This window comes from Chitinophaga niastensis, assembly GCF_003014755.1.
Lineage (GTDB): Bacteria > Bacteroidota > Bacteroidia > Chitinophagales > Chitinophagaceae > Chitinophaga > Chitinophaga niastensis.
The window spans coordinates 1-19,339 of the sequence record NZ_PYAW01000001.1 but is presented as its reverse complement, the minus strand read 5'-3'; the positions used below and the strand labels follow the sequence as shown (position 1 = coordinate 19,339).

The 19,339-nt window shown below is 42.0% G+C and carries 18 protein-coding genes; 8 read left to right on the top strand and 10 right to left on the bottom strand.

Annotated features, from left to right (window positions below; translation table 11 throughout):
- Positions 1-119 precede the first annotated feature (119 nt).
- The 6 genes from CLV51_RS00090 to CLV51_RS00065 all read right to left on the bottom strand — a co-directional run bounded on the left by CLV51_RS00090 (position 120) and on the right by CLV51_RS00065 (position 6,308).
- Positions 120-2,456, bottom strand: a complete 2,337-nt coding sequence (locus tag CLV51_RS00090) for a GAF domain-containing protein (protein ID WP_106525984.1) — start codon at positions 2,454-2,456, stop codon at positions 120-122.
- A gap of 259 nt (positions 2,457-2,715) precedes the next feature.
- Positions 2,716-3,936, bottom strand: a complete 1,221-nt coding sequence (lysA, locus tag CLV51_RS00085) for a diaminopimelate decarboxylase (RefSeq protein ID WP_106525983.1) — start codon at positions 3,934-3,936, stop codon at positions 2,716-2,718.
- An 89-nt stretch (positions 3,937-4,025) separates the two neighbouring features.
- Positions 4,026-5,036: a type II TA system antitoxin MqsA family protein gene (locus CLV51_RS00080; RefSeq protein WP_106525982.1), complete on the bottom strand. Its 1,011-nt coding sequence runs from the start codon at positions 5,034-5,036 to the stop codon at positions 4,026-4,028.
- A 7-nt stretch (positions 5,037-5,043) separates the two neighbouring features.
- On the bottom strand, positions 5,044-5,400 hold the full coding sequence (locus tag CLV51_RS00075) for a type II toxin-antitoxin system MqsR family toxin (RefSeq protein WP_106525981.1): 357 nt from the start codon (positions 5,398-5,400) through the stop codon (positions 5,044-5,046).
- A gap of 410 nt (positions 5,401-5,810) precedes the next feature.
- Entirely contained in the window at positions 5,811-6,044 is a 234-nt protein-coding gene (locus CLV51_RS00070; protein WP_106525980.1) for an addiction module protein, read from the bottom strand.
- Positions 6,045-6,080: 36 nt separating this feature from the next.
- The gene (locus CLV51_RS00065) at positions 6,081-6,308 is read right to left on the bottom strand and encodes a helix-turn-helix domain-containing protein (protein ID WP_146151204.1); all 228 of its coding nucleotides are present in this window, start codon (positions 6,306-6,308) and stop codon (positions 6,081-6,083) included.
- A 209-nt stretch (positions 6,309-6,517) separates the two neighbouring features.
- On the opposite strand from CLV51_RS00065, the gene CLV51_RS00060 reads away from it, so the two are divergent.
- Complete coding sequence (locus tag CLV51_RS00060) at positions 6,518-6,769, top strand: hypothetical protein (protein WP_106525978.1); 252 nt, start codon at positions 6,518-6,520, stop codon at positions 6,767-6,769.
- A 302-nt stretch (positions 6,770-7,071) separates the two neighbouring features.
- Here the strand turns inward: CLV51_RS00060 and CLV51_RS00055 are convergent, their stop codons facing one another.
- The 3 genes from CLV51_RS00055 to CLV51_RS00045 form a co-directional block, all read right to left on the bottom strand.
- Entirely contained in the window at positions 7,072-7,479 is a 408-nt protein-coding gene (locus tag CLV51_RS00055; protein WP_106525977.1) for an RNA-binding S4 domain-containing protein, read from the bottom strand.
- A gap of 85 nt (positions 7,480-7,564) precedes the next feature.
- Positions 7,565-8,935 (bottom strand): dipeptidase, encoded by a 1,371-nt coding sequence (locus CLV51_RS00050; RefSeq protein WP_106525976.1) that lies wholly within the window; start codon positions 8,933-8,935, stop codon positions 7,565-7,567.
- A gap of 191 nt (positions 8,936-9,126) precedes the next feature.
- A complete protein-coding gene (locus CLV51_RS00045) occupies positions 9,127-9,591 on the bottom strand; it encodes a response regulator (RefSeq protein ID WP_106525975.1) in 465 nt (154 codons plus the stop codon).
- A 390-nt stretch (positions 9,592-9,981) separates the two neighbouring features.
- On the opposite strand from CLV51_RS00045, the gene CLV51_RS00040 reads away from it, so the two are divergent.
- From CLV51_RS00040 to CLV51_RS00025, 4 genes are all read left to right on the top strand, one after another.
- Positions 9,982-10,560 carry a LemA family protein gene (locus tag CLV51_RS00040; RefSeq protein WP_106525974.1) on the top strand — a complete coding sequence of 193 codons (579 nt, stop codon included), beginning with the start codon at positions 9,982-9,984 and terminating at the stop codon, positions 10,558-10,560.
- Positions 10,561-10,656: 96 nt separating this feature from the next.
- A complete protein-coding gene (locus CLV51_RS00035) occupies positions 10,657-11,115 on the top strand; it encodes a TPM domain-containing protein (RefSeq protein ID WP_106525973.1) in 459 nt (152 codons plus the stop codon).
- Between the two features lie 36 nt (positions 11,116-11,151).
- Complete coding sequence (locus CLV51_RS29720) at positions 11,152-11,934, top strand: TPM domain-containing protein (RefSeq protein ID WP_106525972.1); 783 nt, start codon at positions 11,152-11,154, stop codon at positions 11,932-11,934.
- Between the two features lie 18 nt (positions 11,935-11,952).
- A complete protein-coding gene (locus tag CLV51_RS00025) occupies positions 11,953-12,876 on the top strand; it encodes a hypothetical protein (protein WP_106525971.1) in 924 nt (307 codons plus the stop codon).
- A 192-nt stretch (positions 12,877-13,068) separates the two neighbouring features.
- Here the strand turns inward: CLV51_RS00025 and CLV51_RS00020 are convergent, their stop codons facing one another.
- Positions 13,069-15,618, bottom strand: a complete 2,550-nt coding sequence (locus CLV51_RS00020; RefSeq protein ID WP_106525970.1) for a M1 family metallopeptidase — start codon at positions 15,616-15,618, stop codon at positions 13,069-13,071.
- 134 nt (positions 15,619-15,752) lie between these two features.
- Here CLV51_RS00020 and CLV51_RS00015 point away from each other — a divergent pair, with 134 nt between their 5' ends.
- From CLV51_RS00015 to truA, 3 genes are all read left to right on the top strand, one after another.
- Entirely contained in the window at positions 15,753-16,250 is a 498-nt protein-coding gene (locus tag CLV51_RS00015) for a biotin/lipoyl-containing protein (protein WP_106525969.1), read from the top strand.
- A 36-nt stretch (positions 16,251-16,286) separates the two neighbouring features.
- Positions 16,287-17,816: a proline and serine-rich protein 1 family protein gene (locus CLV51_RS00010; RefSeq protein ID WP_106525968.1), complete on the top strand. Its 1,530-nt coding sequence runs from the start codon at positions 16,287-16,289 to the stop codon at positions 17,814-17,816.
- A gap of 123 nt (positions 17,817-17,939) precedes the next feature.
- Positions 17,940-18,701, top strand: a complete 762-nt coding sequence (gene truA / locus CLV51_RS00005) for a tRNA pseudouridine(38-40) synthase TruA (protein WP_106525967.1) — start codon at positions 17,940-17,942, stop codon at positions 18,699-18,701.
- Positions 18,702-19,339: the final 638 nt, after the last annotated feature.

The window sequence follows — 19,339 nt, the reverse complement described above, 5'->3', positions numbered from 1 at the left end:
GCGAAGATTAAAGCGAATAAATCCGCTTCGATCTTCGCTAATCTTTTTAAATCAAAAAAATAAAATCAGGGTAATCAGTATAATCAGCCTAATCCTGGTTCAGACAACATCCACAAAAATCACAGTTCAGACACTTCCATGTTCACCTTTACTCTCAGTGCTTTCAATCCACTTACGCCCTGTAACTCTTCCAGGTCCAGCATTTCAATATCCGGCAGTAATATCTTTTTGCTCTGGAGAAAGGAGATATATTTTTTGAATTCTTCCATCTCTCTGGCGAAGGAATACACCATAGCAATGGTACCGGGTTGCGTTAATCTTTCGCCGGTATCTTTTATATGAACTTTATCGATACGTTTTTTGATGATCTCATAGCGGATGTTATAAGCGCCTTCCACATCAAACCTGCGCTCATCGCTGCGGAAGCTGATAGTAATAGGGGCACTGTGCATGAGGATCATTTGTGTCGTTTCCAGCGGTATTTTTAGTTTCGGACTTAATTTATGTGTCAGCCTGGCAATGGTGGCCATAGATGAAAGTTGCCACAGACGGAGATTACGAAGGTAAAGCGGATCAAACTTTTTTTCCTGCGCAATAGACTGACCAATGTAGATAGTATATTCTACGCCATCTGTGCGGTACTTTTCAAAATAACAAGGGAAAGAGCTTTGAATGTAATGCTGCTCTTTTTCCAGGTATTTACTGATAGCCATATTGATGGCGGATAAACTTTCTTCGTATTCTCTCCGGTGATGAAATACATGTCCTTCTGTTTTATCCATCTTCGCAAAATAGTTCTGCAGCACGGGTTTCAGCGCCTCGTTACCTTCGCAGAGGTGTTCAAGAACGGGTTGTATTTCCTGGTCCATGAACTCATTCACTTTCAGGTCTTCGCCGGCCTGAAGGCTATCGCTCAGGTTATTTAAGATATCGTTGGTTTTGAATTGCAGTTCTTCGAGCAAAGGAAGATGTATTGTTTGCCCGATGGTTTCTAAAGTATCGCGTATGAGTTCCAGTTGTTCCTGCAGATCCTCACGGATGGCGTTGCCCTGTTGCACAGAAGAATTCCGTATATCAATGGCGCCGTAGAGCGGATATACTTCATCAAAGCTGATACTCTCTATATCTTTTCTTTCTTCCTGCGGGGTGAGCAGATAATTCCAGGCGGCGTCTACAAACTTCCATTCTACAGAGGGTTGCAGTGCTGTAAACTGATCTTTTATTACTTCATTAAGCCGGCTTTCCAGTATGTTCATACTGCGGTTCAGCATCAGCACCAGCAATGGATAGGTGTTTTGCAGCTGCCATAAAGGATTGGCATTGAGTTTATTGGGTATAGACGATGCCAGTTCCAGTACACCCAGTATTTCATTTTTATGTGTGATGGGAACAAGCACAAAGCTCTTGATATTCTTGATAGGAAGATATTTCAGGAAGCCATGGGCTGCAACAGTAGCATCATGTACGTCCGGAATGATCAATGGTGTGGGATGACTTTCCAGGTGATCCAGTAATAACTGAAAGAAATGCTGCTGTTGTTTTTTATTACCAACACCCAGAATGGGGTCTGTGTTGGAGAATTGTTCTTCCAGCACATTTTTGCCATTCACTTTGGGAAATGGCACCAGGTGCGCCGTTATATCTGGTATCCCCAATATAGACGGAATCATTTTTTCCAGCTTCTGATAGCTTTCAACTTCATTGCTGGTGCGCATGTTCATCACCAGTCCCTTAATATTATTGAGGGTTTCTGATTGGGTTACATCTTTTACAGTCCATATTACAAAGCCTTCCAGGGTAAATAAGTCTGTTGGCAGTAGTTGCTGTATCGTTTCCGGTGTTATCTGACGGGAGCAGAATTGATTGTAATCCAGCTGAGGCAGTTCTCCTTTTGCTTTTACATCTACAAACCGCGGGTCTATATTCACCTTTACATATCTTTTGCCGCCATCGGGTGTTTCGATGGTATGGATGATATCATTCTGATAGTTTACCGGGAAATGATAGATACGTTCCAGGATCAGTTTATAGAGCCAGGCAATCTTATCTTTTTTCACTTTCCCCAGAGAGATACCGTGTGGAATAGCTGTCAGTTCATTCCCATCTTCTGTAAAAAGTTTTTTAAACAGATCAGAATAATAGAAGATGGCAAATTTAAAGGGAACACCTATACCATAAATATCTTTACTGGAATCGGCAGTAACCGGGAATATAGCGGCTATCAGCAGGTCAAGATATTCTTTATAGGCAGACAGGTCAGCGTCTGGAGGAATGGACTTTAGCGTATCCGGGTTGTTCTCAAATTTCTGGATGATCAGGTTATAGAAAGAAGAGCGTGGGTCGTCCTCATGCTTGGCTTTTTCCTTTAAAAAATTTAAAAAGGGAACAAATGATATGTTTGACTCAATTATTTTATCATCGTTAAATACACCGGGGTGTGCAGTTAAAACTTTCATATAGCGGGTATATAATTATAACCAAAGACTGTCCTTTTAGTCAGCAAAAAAATATCGTATTACAATTTACAGTAAAAAACAGTGTAGGAATCACAGAGGGGAGTACTAATGTAGACGTAAAGGTAGGGGAGATATTTTAAATTGCGAATTGCAAATTGCGAATTACGTAGAGAAGCGAGTGATTAGCGTGAAGATTATACGCTTATATCACTCGCTTCTTTACGTAATTCGCAATTCGCAATTCGCAATTCGTAATTCTTTATAATTCAATCTGGTTTCTCAGCAGATCATCAATGGTATCACGTTTACGGATCAGGTTTGGTTTGCCGTCTATTACCAATACTTCCGCTGGTTTAAGGCGGGAGTTAAAGTTAGATGCCATTTCAAACCCATAGGCGCCGGCATTATAGAATACCAGGTAATCGCCTTCTCTTACCTCATTTATTTTTCTGTCCCAGCCAAAGGTGTCTGTTTCGCAGATATTACCTACTACAGTGTATATGCGCTCCGTGCCTTTAGGATTGGAGATATTGCGGATCAGGTGGAAAGCCTCATAAAACATAGGTCTGATCAGGTGATTGAAGCCTGAGTTAACACCTACAAATACATTGGCAGTAGTTTGTTTGATCACATTAGCTTTTACTACAAAGTAACCGCATTGGCTTACCAGGAACTTTCCTGGCTCAAACCACAGCTGCAACGGACGGGCATAAGAGGAAGCGAAGTTGTTAAAGGCTTCACTCAGTTTCTTGCCCAGCAGGTCGATATCCGTTTCAGGATCACCTTGTTGATAAGCTACTTTAAAGCCGCTGCCCAAATCAATAGATTCCAGGTCAGGGAAATGTTGCACCATTTCAAACATCACTTCCACGCCACGCAGGAATACATCTACATCCTTGATTTCAGAGCCGGTATGCATATGCAGACCAGTTACTTTCAGTTTGGTAGATTTTACGATACGTTCAATGTGGCGCATCTGATGAATAGAAATACCAAACTTGCTGTCGATATGCCCGGTGGATATCTTGAAGTTACCACCTGCCATGATATGCGGATTCAGGCGGATGCAGATAGGGTAGCTACCGCCGAATTTATTACCAAACTGCTCCAGGATGGAGAGGTTATCGATATTGATAATTACGCCCAGGTCCTTGGCTGCAATAATTTCCTGCAGATCCACACAGTTGGGGGTAAAGATGATATTTTTAGGATCAAACCCGGCTTTGAGGCCCAGTTGTACTTCCTGAATGGATACCGTATCCAGTCCGCAACCAATAGAATTGACGTACTTCAGGATGTTGATATTGGTCAATGCCTTGCAGGCGTAGAAAAAGCGGGTGTCAGCCTTATGAAATGCCTTTTGGAGCTTATCATATTGAGTCTTAATCTTTTCTGCATGGTAAATATATACCGGTGTGCCAAATTCTTCCGCTATTTTCACGAGGAAATCGGTAGCAAGTACGTCGCTTTGTTTAGGCATTGATGATCCTTGGTTTATGAATGAGTTGGCAAAATTACTACGCAAAAGTGAGAAATTGTAGAAAAAAGAGACGGGGCTATAAACAGGGTTTATAAATGAACCAGCCGAAAGGAATAATCATAGCTGATTTCCCCTTTTTTGTGGTTGTTATCTAACCAGGCTGTTTCCTCATGGCTTATTTTTATAATATCACTGGTAGATACATTTTTGAATTTCTTTAATACCATCTCCAGTGTCGTCAATTCTTCAGGGCTAAATACGGTGCTATCAAAGGCATGTTGATGATTAGCCGAAAATTGTTCTCCAATTCCCCCATTCGGAAATTCAGTGAAGGCAACATTTATAATTTCATTGGTACTCGCATATTCAAAAATGCTGCTGAAGTTTTTGGGTACCGGCCCCATTTGAATAGCCATGTATTCAGCGCCGGTAATGCTATAGCCAAATTGCTTATAATGGAAGAAATCGGTGTAGAACAGGAGTTTATTCAGTTTGGTTTTCCATGGTTTAATATGTGTAACAAAGTAAACAACCATTTCAATAAACTTTTTCAGGCTGGGTGTTTTATAGCCGGTATAAATACTTGCTCTTCCATTAGACATACCCGTCATCAGGTAATTAGGCAAATAGGAGAGATTAAAATTAGCCTGGTCAGATAACAGGATGTTAATCTTTTGCAGCACCTGTTCCAGTACATTTCCTTTCAATGCATTGGAGGCAAAGATGAGTTTCCGGAATTCAGCTGGATCTTTCGATAATTGTATCAGCCGGGCATTGGAGATACTAGGTACTTCCCCGCTTTCATAATGACGATATACATTTGTGCCAAAGCCAAATATATCAGCCATTTTAGCCGCGCTCAGGTCGTATTGCTCCCTGATCTCCCTGATCTCGTCAGGAAAGGGTAGGTTGTATTTGGCGCGGTATTGATTATATGCCTGATTCGTGTTGATGGTATCCAGTGCTTCGTCCGTAAATATTTCGTTGCTTTCTTCGCAGAAATAATAATTAAAAAGAATGGTAAAGGTTTCTTTTCTGAATACCAATTCCTCCTCTTTAACCATCCGTTTCATTTCCTTGCCGGTAATTGGACTTTTCATATGTTAATCATTTAAATTGATATACTATTGCTATTTCTGATTCATGAAAGGACAAACAGACCACAGGGGTACCTGTAAGCCCAATAGAAAATTTGATGTAGAGTTCTATATGTCTGAATGGTTTCCCAAATACTGATACACTTTTCCATGGATACTTTTCATCTTCTTCTGGTCCGCCGCAGTAATCTATTGCCGTTATGGAATCAATAATTTCTGTTTGCTGTCTGCCGGTTATCCCAAATTCGCTGAGCGTTTGTGCATTTTTATTCCTGCCATTCATAAATAAAAGGCCATCCTCTTTTATGCGTCGTTTGATTTCCCTTAATAGTTCTTCTACTTCGCATAATGTATTTAGTCTTTGCATAATTATACCTATAGTTATTAAGTTAACAACAACTTTAAAGTTTGAACTATAGGGTGATAATTATATTTATAAGGCTTTTTTGAGAGATTTACTTATTTATAACAACTTTAAAGTTGAATAAAGATAAACCTGTTTTTTGATAGGACAAAATTTTTTTGAATATTTTTTGAAGTAGATTTTGGAATGTATGGCCCCATATAAATTGATAAAACAGCCTTCAAAATCAAGACTTTTGCTGAATCTGATGCGGATAATGTTGATCTGACCTTATCTTTAAGTGAACGCTTGCGTCAGGCGTATTACCTTATCTCCAAGGCTTATGGTTTTGATGTGAATAACCCACCGAGAATGGATAAGACTGTTTTTCTTATAGAAAATTGAATAAGTAATAGGGTATATAATGAGAGCATTCATTTACTAACGAGTATTTTCTTTTTTGTCTTTCCCCAGGAAATCCCTTTATCCTTTCCACTCTTTAGATCAGCGGACCTTTTTTCAAGTTCATTAATAACATCAACATGCTCCCACCAGTTTATGATCTCGTTTGCTTCATCTTCCACGAGGGTAAAAATTGCTTTCACTTTTTTGTCATCAGCTACACGGATGTATTCGTATAATTTTTGTCTTATTGTTGCTGTTTTCATAAGGCATCCATTTATACGAATTTAATTTTTTACTTCTTATTCAAGATCAAAAAACACTCCCGGGTGTACATCCAATACCTTCGCAATTGCCTTTAATGTTGAGTAGGTTGGGTTGACCTGTCCTTGTAGTAATCGCCAAACCTGCGCAGTCCCAATCTCAGCTAAATCTGCAAAATCTCTATCACTAAGTCCCTTTGCCTCTTTTAGCTCCCTGATTTTTACACCAAGTTTTTTTAATATTATTTCATCCCGATTACTTGCCATTGGATGAAATTCAATCAAAACGATAAAAAAAGTGACCTCATTAATGAGGTTGTTTAAAAAAGATTTTATATCTTTGATATATCTACTGTTATAAAATCAGTTTGACTGCTTTATTGATTCTTTTGTGACCAGAGCATAGACAATGCAAAAGCAAAAAATCACAGGCAGCCCATCCAGTTTCAGATTTGTTAAACCTAAAACCATATAACATGCAAACAAAATCAATTGAGAAAAACCCTTTACGTGACCTGTTTTACGGCTTTTCTGAAAGCACCACAAAATTCAGGGAAAAAGTATGTGAGGAATGCAACTGGAGTCCATCTACTTTTTATAGAAAAATAAGGGAAGATGTGCGTCCTGACCCTAACCGTCCCGGCAAGATGATTAAGATTTTCAGTCCGGCAGAAAAGATCAAAGACCTGGCCTGGGAAATACAGCAGGAACTAAAAGACCGGCTCTGATTTAAAAAAACAAAAGGTGCCTCTGAAGTACAAAGAGGAACCTTTTAAAATAGCTTATTTACCTTCTCCTTCTATTACCTGCTAAAACAGGATACTTACAAGTCTAAACTGAATACTTACCAGACTAAACTGCGTACTTACAAGGCTTGACTGCGCGCTTACGAGGCTTGACTATGTACTTGCAAGACTTAATTGCATACTTACAAGGTTTAACTGAACACTCGCAAAGCTTAACTGAATACTTACAAGTCTTGATTAAATACTTACAAGACTAAAAGCTGCCTTTGAAATACAAAGACAGTTTATTTACCTTCTTCTTCCTCATCTCCCTCCATAAATCCTTCGATATTTCTGCGATCTTTCTTAGTAGGACGGCCAATCTTGCTTTGGCGTTTACCTGTCTGGAAAACGGAGGCTACAAAGGCGGGTGCCAGTTTATCATCTTCCGGTGTATTATCAATATAATATTTAACTGCTTCTGCGTAGGCGACCCTGTTGGATAACAATCCCACTACTTCAATCACCCATTTACGGCCTTCTGTTTTTATTTCAAATTTATCGCCAACAGATACGGGTTTAGATGCTTTAACGGAGTTGCCGTTCAGCTTTACTTTGCCACCATCACAGGCATCAGACGCCTGACTGCGGGTCTTAAACACCCTGATAGACCACAGATATTTATCTACACGTAACTTTTCAGAAGTACTCATAACTTAGCTTTTAGCAGTTAGCATTTAGCTTTTAGTGCTTAACCCGATAGGATTAATGGCTAAAAGCTAAATGCTAATAGCTCTTTTACTTGCTCATCTCCGCAAAAAATTTGTGGAAATAAGGAATGGTTTCAATGCCTTTGTAATAGTTAGCTAAACCGTACTTCTCGTTAGGAGAATGCAGGTTATCGCTATCCAGACCAAAGCCCATCAATACTGTTTTCAGGCCCAGTTCCTTTTCAAACAGCGCAACGATAGGAATACTACCACCACCGCGAACAGGAATAGGATCTTTACCAAACGTAGCGTTGATAGCTTTGTGTGCAGCCTTGAATGCAACAGAATCAATTGGTGTTACATAAGGGCTGCCACCGTGATGTTTCGTTACTTTCACCGTTACGCTCTTAGGCGCAATAGATTCGAAGTGTTTCGTAAACAGATCTGATATTTCGTGCCAGTCCTGATTAGGAACGAGGCGCATAGATATTTTAGCGAATGCTTTGGAAGGCAATACCGTCTTGGAACCTTCGCCGGTGTAACCACCCCAGATACCGTTCACTTCCAGGGTAGGACGGATACCGGTTCTTTCGATAGTGGAATAACCTTTTTCGCCCCAAACATCTGCTATGCCAAGGTCTTTTTTGTATTCTTCCTCATCAAAAGGAGCAGCGTTGAGGGCTGTTCTTTCTTCCGCGCTCAGTTCCTGTACGTTGTTGTAGAAACCTGGGATGGTGATGTGATTATTTTCATCGTGCAGAGAAGCAATCATTTTAGCGAGGATAGTAGCCGGGTTAGCTACTGCGCCACCATATACACCACTGTGCAGGTCGCGGTTAGGGCCGGTTACGGCTACTTCCATGTATGCCAGGCCACGCAGACCGGTATCAATGGAAGGATTTTCCAGGCTGATCATGGAAGTATCGGAAATCAATACAACATCTGCTTTCAGGCGTTCCTTATTTTCTTTCAGGAAGATGCCCAGGTTTGCAGAACCAACTTCTTCTTCTCCTTCAATCATAAATTTGATATTGCAGGGAATGGTGTTGGTTTTGTTCATGGTTTCAAAAGCCTTTACGTGCATGTAAAACTGGCCTTTGTCGTCTGCGCTGCCGCGGGCGAATATATTACCGTCTTTAATAACCGGTTCAAACGGGCCGCTGTGCCACAGATCCAAAGGATCAGCGGGCTGTACGTCGTAGTGACCATATACTAATACGGTTGGTAAGGAAGGATCTATGATCTTTTCTCCATAAACTATAGGGTGACCTGCCGTCTGGCACACTTCTACTTTATCCGCGCCAGCTTCCTGCAGACGTAGCTTTACAGCTTCTGCACATTGCTGGGTATCTCCATTATGACGGGAATCAGCACTCACAGAAGGAATGCGTAACAGCGCCAATAATTCATCCAGGAAACGATCTTTATTCTCTGCCTGGTAATCTTTCCAAACTTGCATATTCAGGAAATTAAGTTCACAATGTGGTGCAAGTTAAAGGAAAAACAACATTTAGAAATCCGGGATAACTGAGGATCGGGGTATTTTGTTGCAGATATTTATCTACCAGGAGTATCCGGACATAAAAATCTAAATTGCTCCGGGAGCAAAGACAATATCTCAAAATAACTAAATGAAAAATTCGAAAATGTTTAGGAGATAAGCTTTTGACGTACCAGGAACTCCAGCTTCTGGTTTACATCTAACAGTTTGGCGGTTAATTCTTTATTTTCCTTACGAAGGGAATATACTTCAAACGCTTTTTCAATATTGTGTCTGAGCTCTTCTTCATTCCATGGTTTGGAGAAATACTTATATACCTGTCCCTTATTGATGGCATCTACTACCGCGTTGATGTCCGCGTAGCCTGTTAGCAGCATACGTATAGGTTCGGGGTATTTTTCCAGTATAGATTCAAAAAACTCTATCCCGGTTGTTTTGGGCATACGCTGATCCGAGATAATGATGTGAAATTCCTGTTCTTGCAGGAGCTTCTCTGCTTCTTCAGCAGAGGTAGCGGTGACTACACTGTAAAGTCTTCTGAAAGAAGCTTTAAATGCATTCAGGTTGTGAATTTCATCATCAATATAAAGTATATGGATGTGTTGTGCACTCATTTAAGCAGACTTAGTTCCAAGTTAATGATAATAAATGAGTTAGAAACAATGAAACCCTCAATGTCAATTTTGTGTCCATTCTGCCCCATTCAACTTAATCGTATATCGTAAAACATGCAACGAATAATACGTGGTAAAGGTACATATAAACATACTGTTTTATAACGAATTTTTCAAGCATGAATGAACTTTTTTTAAAATTCGTGGTTTCCTTATGCAATAGCGATTTACTGCATTAGTTTACATATTTTCGTGTAGTCGGAAAAAGCGTGCGTTTACCGCTTTTTTTATAGCGTTCACCGGTGAAAACAACTACTTACACCGGTAAGCCTCAAAAGAGGAACACGTTTTGCACAATTGTGGACACTTAAAACTTAAATTTTAATTCAGATGAAAAAAGGAATCATTGTAATCATTGTTATCGTATTACTGGGTATGTTCGGTTGCGGAAAATACAATGGATTGGTGAAACAGGATGAAAATGTGAAAAATAAATGGGGTGTGGTACAGAGTAGCTATCAGCGCCGCGCTGACCTGATCCCTAACCTGGTTGCCACTGTTAAAGGTGCTGCCAACTTCGAAACAGAAACCCTGGAAAAAGTAATTCAGGCACGTGCAAGTGCTACTCAGATTAAAGTAGATGTGAATGACCTGAGCCCTGAAAAAATTCAACAATACCAGGCTGCTCAAGGTCAGCTGAGCCAGGCACTGGGTCGCTTACTCGCTGTATCTGAAAGCTATCCTGATCTGAAAGCAAATGCTAACTTCCAGAACCTCCAGGCACAACTGGAAGGCACTGAAAACAGGATCAACGTAGCCAGAAATGATTTTAATGAGTCTGTAAACGGATATAATAGCACTGTTCGTACTTTCCCTACCAATATCGTTGCAGGTATTGCCGGCTTTAAGGCGAAAGGCTATTTCGAAGCAGCAGCGGGCTCTCAGAACGCGCCACAGGTAAAATTCTAACCTAGCTGTTAGCCTTTAGCTATTAGCTTTTAGTAGTAACCGCTTTTCGCGGGCTAAGAGCTAACCGCTAAGGGCTAATAGCTCTCAATATAAGCTATGCGCATTTTCCCTTTTAAACGAAAAGAGATTTTTTCTGAAGAAGAAAAAAACAGATTAGTGCAGGCTATCCGGGTTGCAGAGCGGCTCACGTCCGGTGAAATCAGGTTGTTTGTTGAAAGCCATTGCAGTTATGTAAACCCCATGGACAGAGCTAAGGAAGCATTCTTATCCCTCGGCATGGAAAAAACAAAACAACGTAATGGTGTTTTGGTATATGTGGCCATTAAAGACCGGCAGTTTGCTATTCTGGGCGACCAGGGCATACATGATAAAGTAGGTGATGACTTCTGGATCAAAGCGGCAGAACTGTTGAGAAGCCACTTCCAGCGCACTCATATCGTTGAAGGTATTGAAGAATGCATCGGGGAAATAGGATCATCACTCCGTACTTTTTTCCCACACGAAGCTGACGATGACGTCAATCAACTGCCGGATGATATCGTCTTTGGCAGATAAAGGCCACTCTTTTTAAACGATTTTAGCTTAGATACAATGAGGATACTACGCTGGTTATTACCGGGATTATTAATGATGGTGGGGTTGCTGGCGAAAGCACAGAACATTCCACCCCGGCCTAATCCTCCGACTTTAGTAAATGATTTTGCCGGTGTTTTACTGAAAGGTGAGGATGATGCCCTGGAACATAAGCTGGTAGCTTATTATGATAGTACTTCCACCCAAATCGCGATTGTTACACTCAAATCTATCGGCGATTATGATGTAAGTCAGGTATCATTAAAAATATTGCGCGATTGGGGTATTGGTACCAAAGGCAAGAACAATGGAGTGCTGATTCTTGTTTCTATAGAAGACAGGAAGATCAGGATTGAAACGGGTTCCGGCATGGAAGGCTCCGTACCTGATGCTACCGCCAATGAAATTATTGCACAGATTATTAAGCCAGCTTTTCGCGAAGGCCACTATTATGAAGGATTAGATGGTGCAGTAGATGCTATTAAAAAAGCAGCTGTTGGAGAATATAAAGCCGATCCACGGCAAAGTAAGCCAGGAATAAGTGCGGGTGCTGTGTTTCTTATCATTATGGTGATCGTGGTAGTTGTGTCAATCATTAGTCGCGGTGGCGGCGGTGGTGGCGGCGGTGGAACCACCTATAACAGAAGAGGCGGATGGATATGGCCGGTAATCGGTGGTCTGGGAGGCTTTGGAAGTGGCGGCGGCGGTGGCTGGTCTGGTGGCGGAGGTTCCGGTGGTGGTGGCTTCGGCGGCTTCGGAGGAGGTTCCGGCGGCGGCGGCGGTGCCAGTGGCAGTTGGTAATAGCATGAAATTTATTTTATGTCATATGTGAATGTGTTAAATGGAGATGCTACCCTCGCCTTGTTTCGGCAAAGTGAGGTGCCTGGAGAAGTTGTAGTATGCCGGGAAATGATGTGCGAAGGGAAAGTAAAATATACAAAAGACCCGCTGCTACTCTTTGAAAGTCGGGCTAAACACCTGGAATTCCATTACGGAATAGATAAACAAACTTATTATACAAGTGTAGTACTGGAGCTGGAGAAGCTAAAGCAATCCGGCTCCTTTGATGAAGTAGTTCTTTGGTTTGAATATGATCTGTTTTGCCAGATAAACCAGTTGTTTATCCTGTATTACATCTCTAGCCAGATCAAAGAACCACCTCCCATCAGTATTGTTGACCTGCCACATCATCCCCCCATAGCCGATCTTCCCCAACTGTTTGAACAACGTATCCGCTTACAACCCGAAGATCTGCAAATGGCAGCAGATGCCTGGGATGCCTGGTGTTTGAGCACCCCACTGGCACTGGAAACGATGGCCAAACTGCCCACGGGTAACCTGAAACATCTGCCGGCCGCTATTATAGCACATCTGCAAAGATTCCCCAGTGTAGAGAACGGATTAAGTATTATAGAAAATTACTTCCTGCTACGATTAGTGTTAGGTAACTATCGCTGGTACGACCTGTATATGCTTTTTTGGGATGAGCTGGAGATATACGGCTTCACCAATTTTCAGCTGGATATCCTCATCAACCGGATGGAGCGTGCAGGTGTTGTTGTAGAAACTGATCAACTGGTAAAGATCACCAGCCTTGGAAAAGAGATACTGGAAGAAGAAGAAAATTACCTTGACTATGTTTCCCTTGAACATCGTTGGCTCGGTGGCGTTAGATTGGCAAAGAGCCCCTGGCGCTGGAGTTCAGCTACTAAAAGTTTGGTAGAGATTGTAGAGATCGAATGAATATTGTCTTTCCCAGGATTAGACTGATTAGGCTGATTACCCTGATTTTATTTTTTTGATTTTAGATAGATTTAAAAAGATTAGCGAAGATCGAAGCGGATATACTCGCTTTAATCTTCGCTAATCTTTTTAAATCAAAAAAATAAAATCAGGGTAATCAGCATAATCAGCCTAATCCTGGGAAAGACAAAACTACTCCTTAATCGTCTTCTTTATTTCTTCAGATGTTTTATGCATATAATCTGCCTGTTTAGTCAGTTCGTCTCTGTTTGCGCCGGTAACAGCAGTAGCTTCCTGGGCTTTATTCTTGCTTATTTCCTGCATCCAGTTGCTGATATAAGTGCTCACCTGTGAGTTGTTAAACTGTGCTGTCATGGCTTTCACCTGATCCACACCTTTTATTACTGCGGCTGTATTATTTATTTTTGATAAGAAGCCGAGGTAGTCAAAAGCTGCGTTCAGCTTATCCTGGCCACTGGTTTCATCAAACTTGGTGGCAACAAAAGAAACATCTGATGCATTGCCTTTTTTGGCATATACACCAGCAATAGCGCCTACCAGTTTACCTTTGGTATCACCTTCGAGTTGTTTGGCAATAGCGTAGGCTTTGCCCAGATCCTGTATGGAGAGGCCTTCCAGGCCCGCTGCTGCTACACCGTAGGATTTATCTTTGGTAGCGGCTTCAAACAACGAAACATATTGCGGATCTTTTAGTTCTACCAGCTGCTGTAAAGCCGCTGCACGCACCAGGGAATGAGGATCTTGTTTGGCCAGTTCCACAAGCGCAGGCAACGTAGCTGCTTTAACAGCTGCATTAGCAAGATTCAGTTTACTGATAGTATAAGAACGTAAACCATGGTATTTATCTTTCAACGCCAGCTGTAACAGCTTTACCGCTTCCGGATTGGTAGCCTGTGCTTCTGCGGCTTCGTCAATGGCAATATGGCGGTCCATGTAGTTAGGCGCATGGGCATATTGGAAAGCATAAGTGCTAAAGCTGCGGTGGTCATCTGTTTTGGCTAATATTACTTTATCAGCATCTACGTTTACGAGGTCAGGTTTGGTAGTGTAGGCAAACGTGAAAAAATCCACACGGTTGTACATGGTGATATTATGTCTGTCTGTTTTACCGCCGGCGTAAATGTCAATAGCCATCGGCAGTTGCCATACTTTGGGATCCTTTTGTATCTGTTGTAAAATAACGGTTACTGTTTTGGCAGCATCGTTATATTTATAACTGATATCCAGCTCAGGGAAGCCTTTGCCAAAATACCACTGATTAAAGAACCAGTTCATATCTCTGCCGGTTACTTCTTCAAAAGCCAGTCGCAGCTGATGTGCTTCAGTGGCTTTGAAAGCATTTGCTTTCAGGTATACATTCAAAGATTTGAAGAAAGCAGAATCACCTACTGCGTTGCGGAGCATGTTCAGTATACGGCCACCTTTCTGATAAGTAACCTGGTCAAACATATCTTCTTTATCGCGGTAGTGAAAGCGTACCAGGTCTTTGTCGCCGGCGTATTGCGTCATAGACATATAAGACTGCGCAGCTTCCAGACTGTGTTCATCAGCGGCGTCTTTACCATACTTATGTTCCAGCCAGAGATATTCGCTGTAGTCAGCAAAAGATTCATTGACAGTGAGGTTGCTCCAGGATTCTGCAGTAGCCAGGTCGCCAAACCAGTGGTGAAACAGTTCATGGGCGATTACACTTTCATTGTAGTTGTTATTATCCAGCAGTTCGCGATCTGTTTTCTGCATAAACTCACCGTGCAGGGTAGCAGTGGTGTTTTCCATAGCACCGGAAACATAGTCACGACCAGTGATCTGTGAATATTTCACCCATGGATAATCATATCCCAGTATTTTAGAATAGAAGGTGAGCATCTCCGGTGTATTACCAAAAATGTTCTTCGCATATTTCTCAAATGGTTTTTCTACATAATAATTTACTTCTTTCCCGCGCCAGGTATCTTTTACAATGGCGTAGTCGCCTACTGCCATCATAAACAGGTAAGGGGAGTGGGGCAGATCCATTTTCCAGGTATCGGTGCGGGTACCATCAGCATTGTTCTTTTGACTTACCAGCTTACCATTGGAAAGGGTTACATACTTTTTTTCCACCGTCATGCTGATCTCTTCCGTACATTTCTGGTTGGTTTTATCGATAGTAGGGAACCAGGCAGAAGCGGCTTCTGTTTCGCCCTGTGTCCATATCTGTGTAGGTTTGTTAGGATCTTTACCATCAGGGTTTATAAAATATAATCCTTTGGCATCTGAAATAGCTGCGCTACCCTTGACTTTCAGCTCATCGGGTTTAGCAGTATAACTTATGTAGATGATATAAGATGCCGAAGGCTGATATTTGTTATCCAGCTTGATATGCAGTTGCAGGCTATCATAACTGTATTTCAAAGGACTGTTTTTTCCGGCTTTTACGATAGCTACTTCATTAATGTCCATGCCTTTTGCATCCAGGGTCAGGGAATCGGTAGCATAGAAATGGGGTTTCAGGGTAATCCACGCTTTGCCGTAAAGATGTCTTTTGGCATAGTCGAAACGTACGTCCAGCTTGGTGTGGACAAGATCATTCACTTTGGTGGCGGAGGCGCGGTAAATCTTTAGTGCGGGGTCTTCCTGGGTTGCTTTGTCAGACTGTGCCATCAGGGGAGTGCTCATTCCCAGCCCGGCTATTCCTCCAATCAGCATTCCCAACAGTGATTGCTTCAGATGTTGATTCATGTAAAACTCGGTTTTAAACAAATGTATCGGCTTGCGATTTTAAAAAGAATCAAATTTAAACAAATGGGCCAAATATGAGGTAAGTGGTTAAAAATGCTATTTTTGTTAAGCTTACAGACCAATAAAACAGCATTATGATCAAAGCAATAGTGAATGGTAAAGCTACGTTTGCCATTAATAAAGACGTAACACTCACCTGCAACAATCAGGAAGTGGATTGGTCAGCAGCAAAGCTTCCCACAGGAGATTACAGTATTATAATGGATGGCCACAGCTACCAGGCACAGGTGCTGGGGATAGACAAAGACACTAAAACCGTGGTCCTTCAGATTAATCAGCAACAGTACGAAGTGGCTATTGAAGAACCAATTGATCAGCTATTGGCGTCTATGGGCATCAAAGATGCTCTGGCTAAAAAGATAAATGATATCAAGGCGCCGATGCCGGGATTGGTACTGAAAGTACTGGTTACACCCGGACAAGCCATCCGTAAAGGTGATCCGGTGCTGATTCTGGAAGCCATGAAAATGGAGAACGTATTCAAAGCAGGTTCAGATGCCATCGTAAAAGAAATTAAAGTAACAGAACGCACCGCCGTTGAAAAAGGTGAGGTGCTGATAGTGCTGGAATAATATTTGCACAAGGACAGTTTTATACCAATTTATAATATGCATCTCAAATACAGGACAGTAATATACGTTTGGGCATGCTTGTTACTTTGCGGCCGTTCATGGGCCCAGGAACAGCACCATTATGTATATATTCAGAGCGAAAAGGGACAACCATTTTATGTAAAGTGCAATGGCAAAGTGTTAAGCTCTACAGAAAGGGGATATATTATTCTGCCACAGGTGGACAATGGCACCACGCCCATTAAAGTAGGATTTCCTAAAAACGAATTTCCCGAACAGCAATTTTATTTGAAGATAGCTATGAAGGATCAGGGTTTTTTGTTGAAGAAAGCCGGTGAGTCCAGCTATACATTATATAACCTGCAAACATTTCAGCAGATCAAGGCAGATGGTGGAGCTCCTGTAGTAGCTGCTGCTGAGCCGGAAGTAGTGGCCGATACACAACAGGCAGCTCCCGCAGCAGATACCAGCAAAAAGGAAATGATGACGAATCTGCAAAAAGACCTGGAAACAACATTTGCCAACAAAGCAACTGTGACCGGTCCCGGCAAACCAGCTGCTAAAGCAGGTAATTCGTTTTCCTCCGCCCTGGATAAAGTTGTAGTAACGGGCGACGACAGAGATGTGCCTGTAGAAGAAGCGAAGCCGGCACCGGTACCCGCAGAAACACCGGTTGCTACAGAAACAGAAGCAAAGAAGCCACATGGCAAAAAACATAAAGGGGAAAAAGCGCCGTTAACAGAAGAAGAGCAGGCCATCCTGAGCGATGTACTGGCAGAAGAGAATAAAACTGCCGCCAGTGAAGCTGCAACAGCCGAAGCAGCTAAGGAAGTACCTGTAGAAGCTGCTGTTAAAAAGGAGAAGAAAAATAAAGCTAAAGCCGGGGATCCTGATTTCATAGAATTCCAGGATGATAAATCACAACCTGCGGCTACTACTACTACTACTGAAGCTGCGGTAGTAGCGCCACCGGTAATCGCCGATGCGCCGCCGATAGTGGCAGAAGAAGCTCCTGTTCGTCCAAAAAAGAAAAAGCGGAAACTGTTTGACGATACAGAGCATCCTGCTAATATCATTACTGATTCCAGTGGTTACGGCATCGCCGCTCCTACAGCCGATGAACCGGTAAAGAGCAGGAAGAAAAAGAAGAACAGCGAGGAGAGCATCAATGTTGATGCTGCAGGGGCACCAGTTGGCACCGATGCTGCTGTTGTTACTGAGGAAGCGGCAACAAAGAAAAAGAATGTAGCAGACAGCCGCCTGATTAATACCGATTGTGGTAATATGATGGATGAGGCTACCTTCCGCAAGGTATTGCGCAAGTTTGTTGCTGCTAAAAGTGATGATGGGATGATAGATGTATTTCGCAGGCAAACCCGTAACTATTGCCTGGAAACAGCCCAGGTAAGAACACTGGCGCAGTTGCTGACAGCAGATGATGCCCGTTACCGCCTGCTGGACCTGAGTTACTCTAAAACATATGATACTGAAAAGTACGGATCATTGGAGAGCTTACTAAATGATAGTTATTATAAAGGCAGATTCAAAGCCATGCTGCATAAATAAGTAATTAGCTTTTAGCTTTTAGTAAAAATGCAGCGAGGATCACCTGATCCTCGCTGCATTTTTACTAAAAGCTAAAAGCTAATGGCTAAAAGCTAATTCGTAATTCTCTATTTTCGCACCAATATGAGCAGGTACTTTATAGAAGTAGGATATAAGGGCGCGCAATACAGCGGGTTCCAGGTGCAGGATAATGCACATACCGTGCAGGCGGAGATAGACAGGGCTTTGAGCCTGTTGTTGCGTGAAACCATTGTGAGCACAGGCTCCAGCAGAACTGATGCTGGTGTTAATGCGCAGCAGAACTTCCTGCATTTTGATACGGAGCTGCCGCTGCATCCACAGTTTATGTATAAGATCAATGCTATTCTGCCGGATGATGTAGTATTAAGAGGTATATATAATGTACCACCAGATGCAAACTCCCGTTTTGCTGCGCTGAGTCGCTCTTATGAGTATATATTATATACACGCAAGGATCCTTTCATGAAGGACAGGGGTTACTTCTTTCCTTATAAGATGGATATAGCTGCACTGCAGGAAGCAGCGTCTATTATTAAAGAGTACAGCGACTTCACTACTTTTTCCAAGCGTAATACGCAGGTAAAGACCTTTATATGCGCCATAGCCGAGTCTTACTGGACAGTGGATGGAGAACGTATAGTCTATAACGTTACTGCCAACAGATTCCTCCGTGGCATGGTGCGCGGATTAGTAGGTACCATGCTGAGAGTGGGGCGTGGCAAGCTTTCACAGGACCAGTTGAGAAGCGCTATTGAGAGTAAGGATTGCACAAATGCTGATTTTGCAGTACCTCCTCAGGGTTTGTTTTTGATGAAAGTGAGATATCCTGATGGTTTTTTACAGCCAATTTCCTTTGATCGATAAGAAATTTAGATCGCTGTAATCCTTTGTCGTAAAGGATTACAGCGATTGGTGAAAAAATACTTTCATAAAATAGTTGGAAGTGTGAAAAATCCGCCTACCTTTGCGCTCCGCTTCGATAGAAAGCAGGCACACAAAAGCTCTTCACGACACTGTATTTTTACCATTTTTTCATAGTTGCTGTACAGCCGCTAATACCTGGTGGCAGCGCATTTGCGATCAGCGACAACGAAAAAATAAATTTTAAAAAAATCTTTAAAAAGATTTGGTAGAAATAAAAAGTTGCTTACCTTTGCAACCCCAACAACAACGGGGCAGCAAACGAAAAGCGAAAGTTGCGAAAAACGAAACGAAATTTGAAATAACAGATGTAGGCTGAGAGAGCCACAGAGATCAGATCTCACACATCGGCAATGACTAAACGCTAATGGCTAACAGCTATAAGCTAGTCGCAAGTTCTTTGAAAGATTGGAAACAACAGCACGAATCTAAGTAGTGATGCTTAGGTTCAAAAACAACAGGTAATGTACAGCTAAACATAATTAATAAGATCACCGATTGATTTCGAGAGAAATTAGTCAGTATCAAAACTTCTTTACAATGGAGAGTTTGATCCTGGCTCAGGATGAACGCTAGCGGCA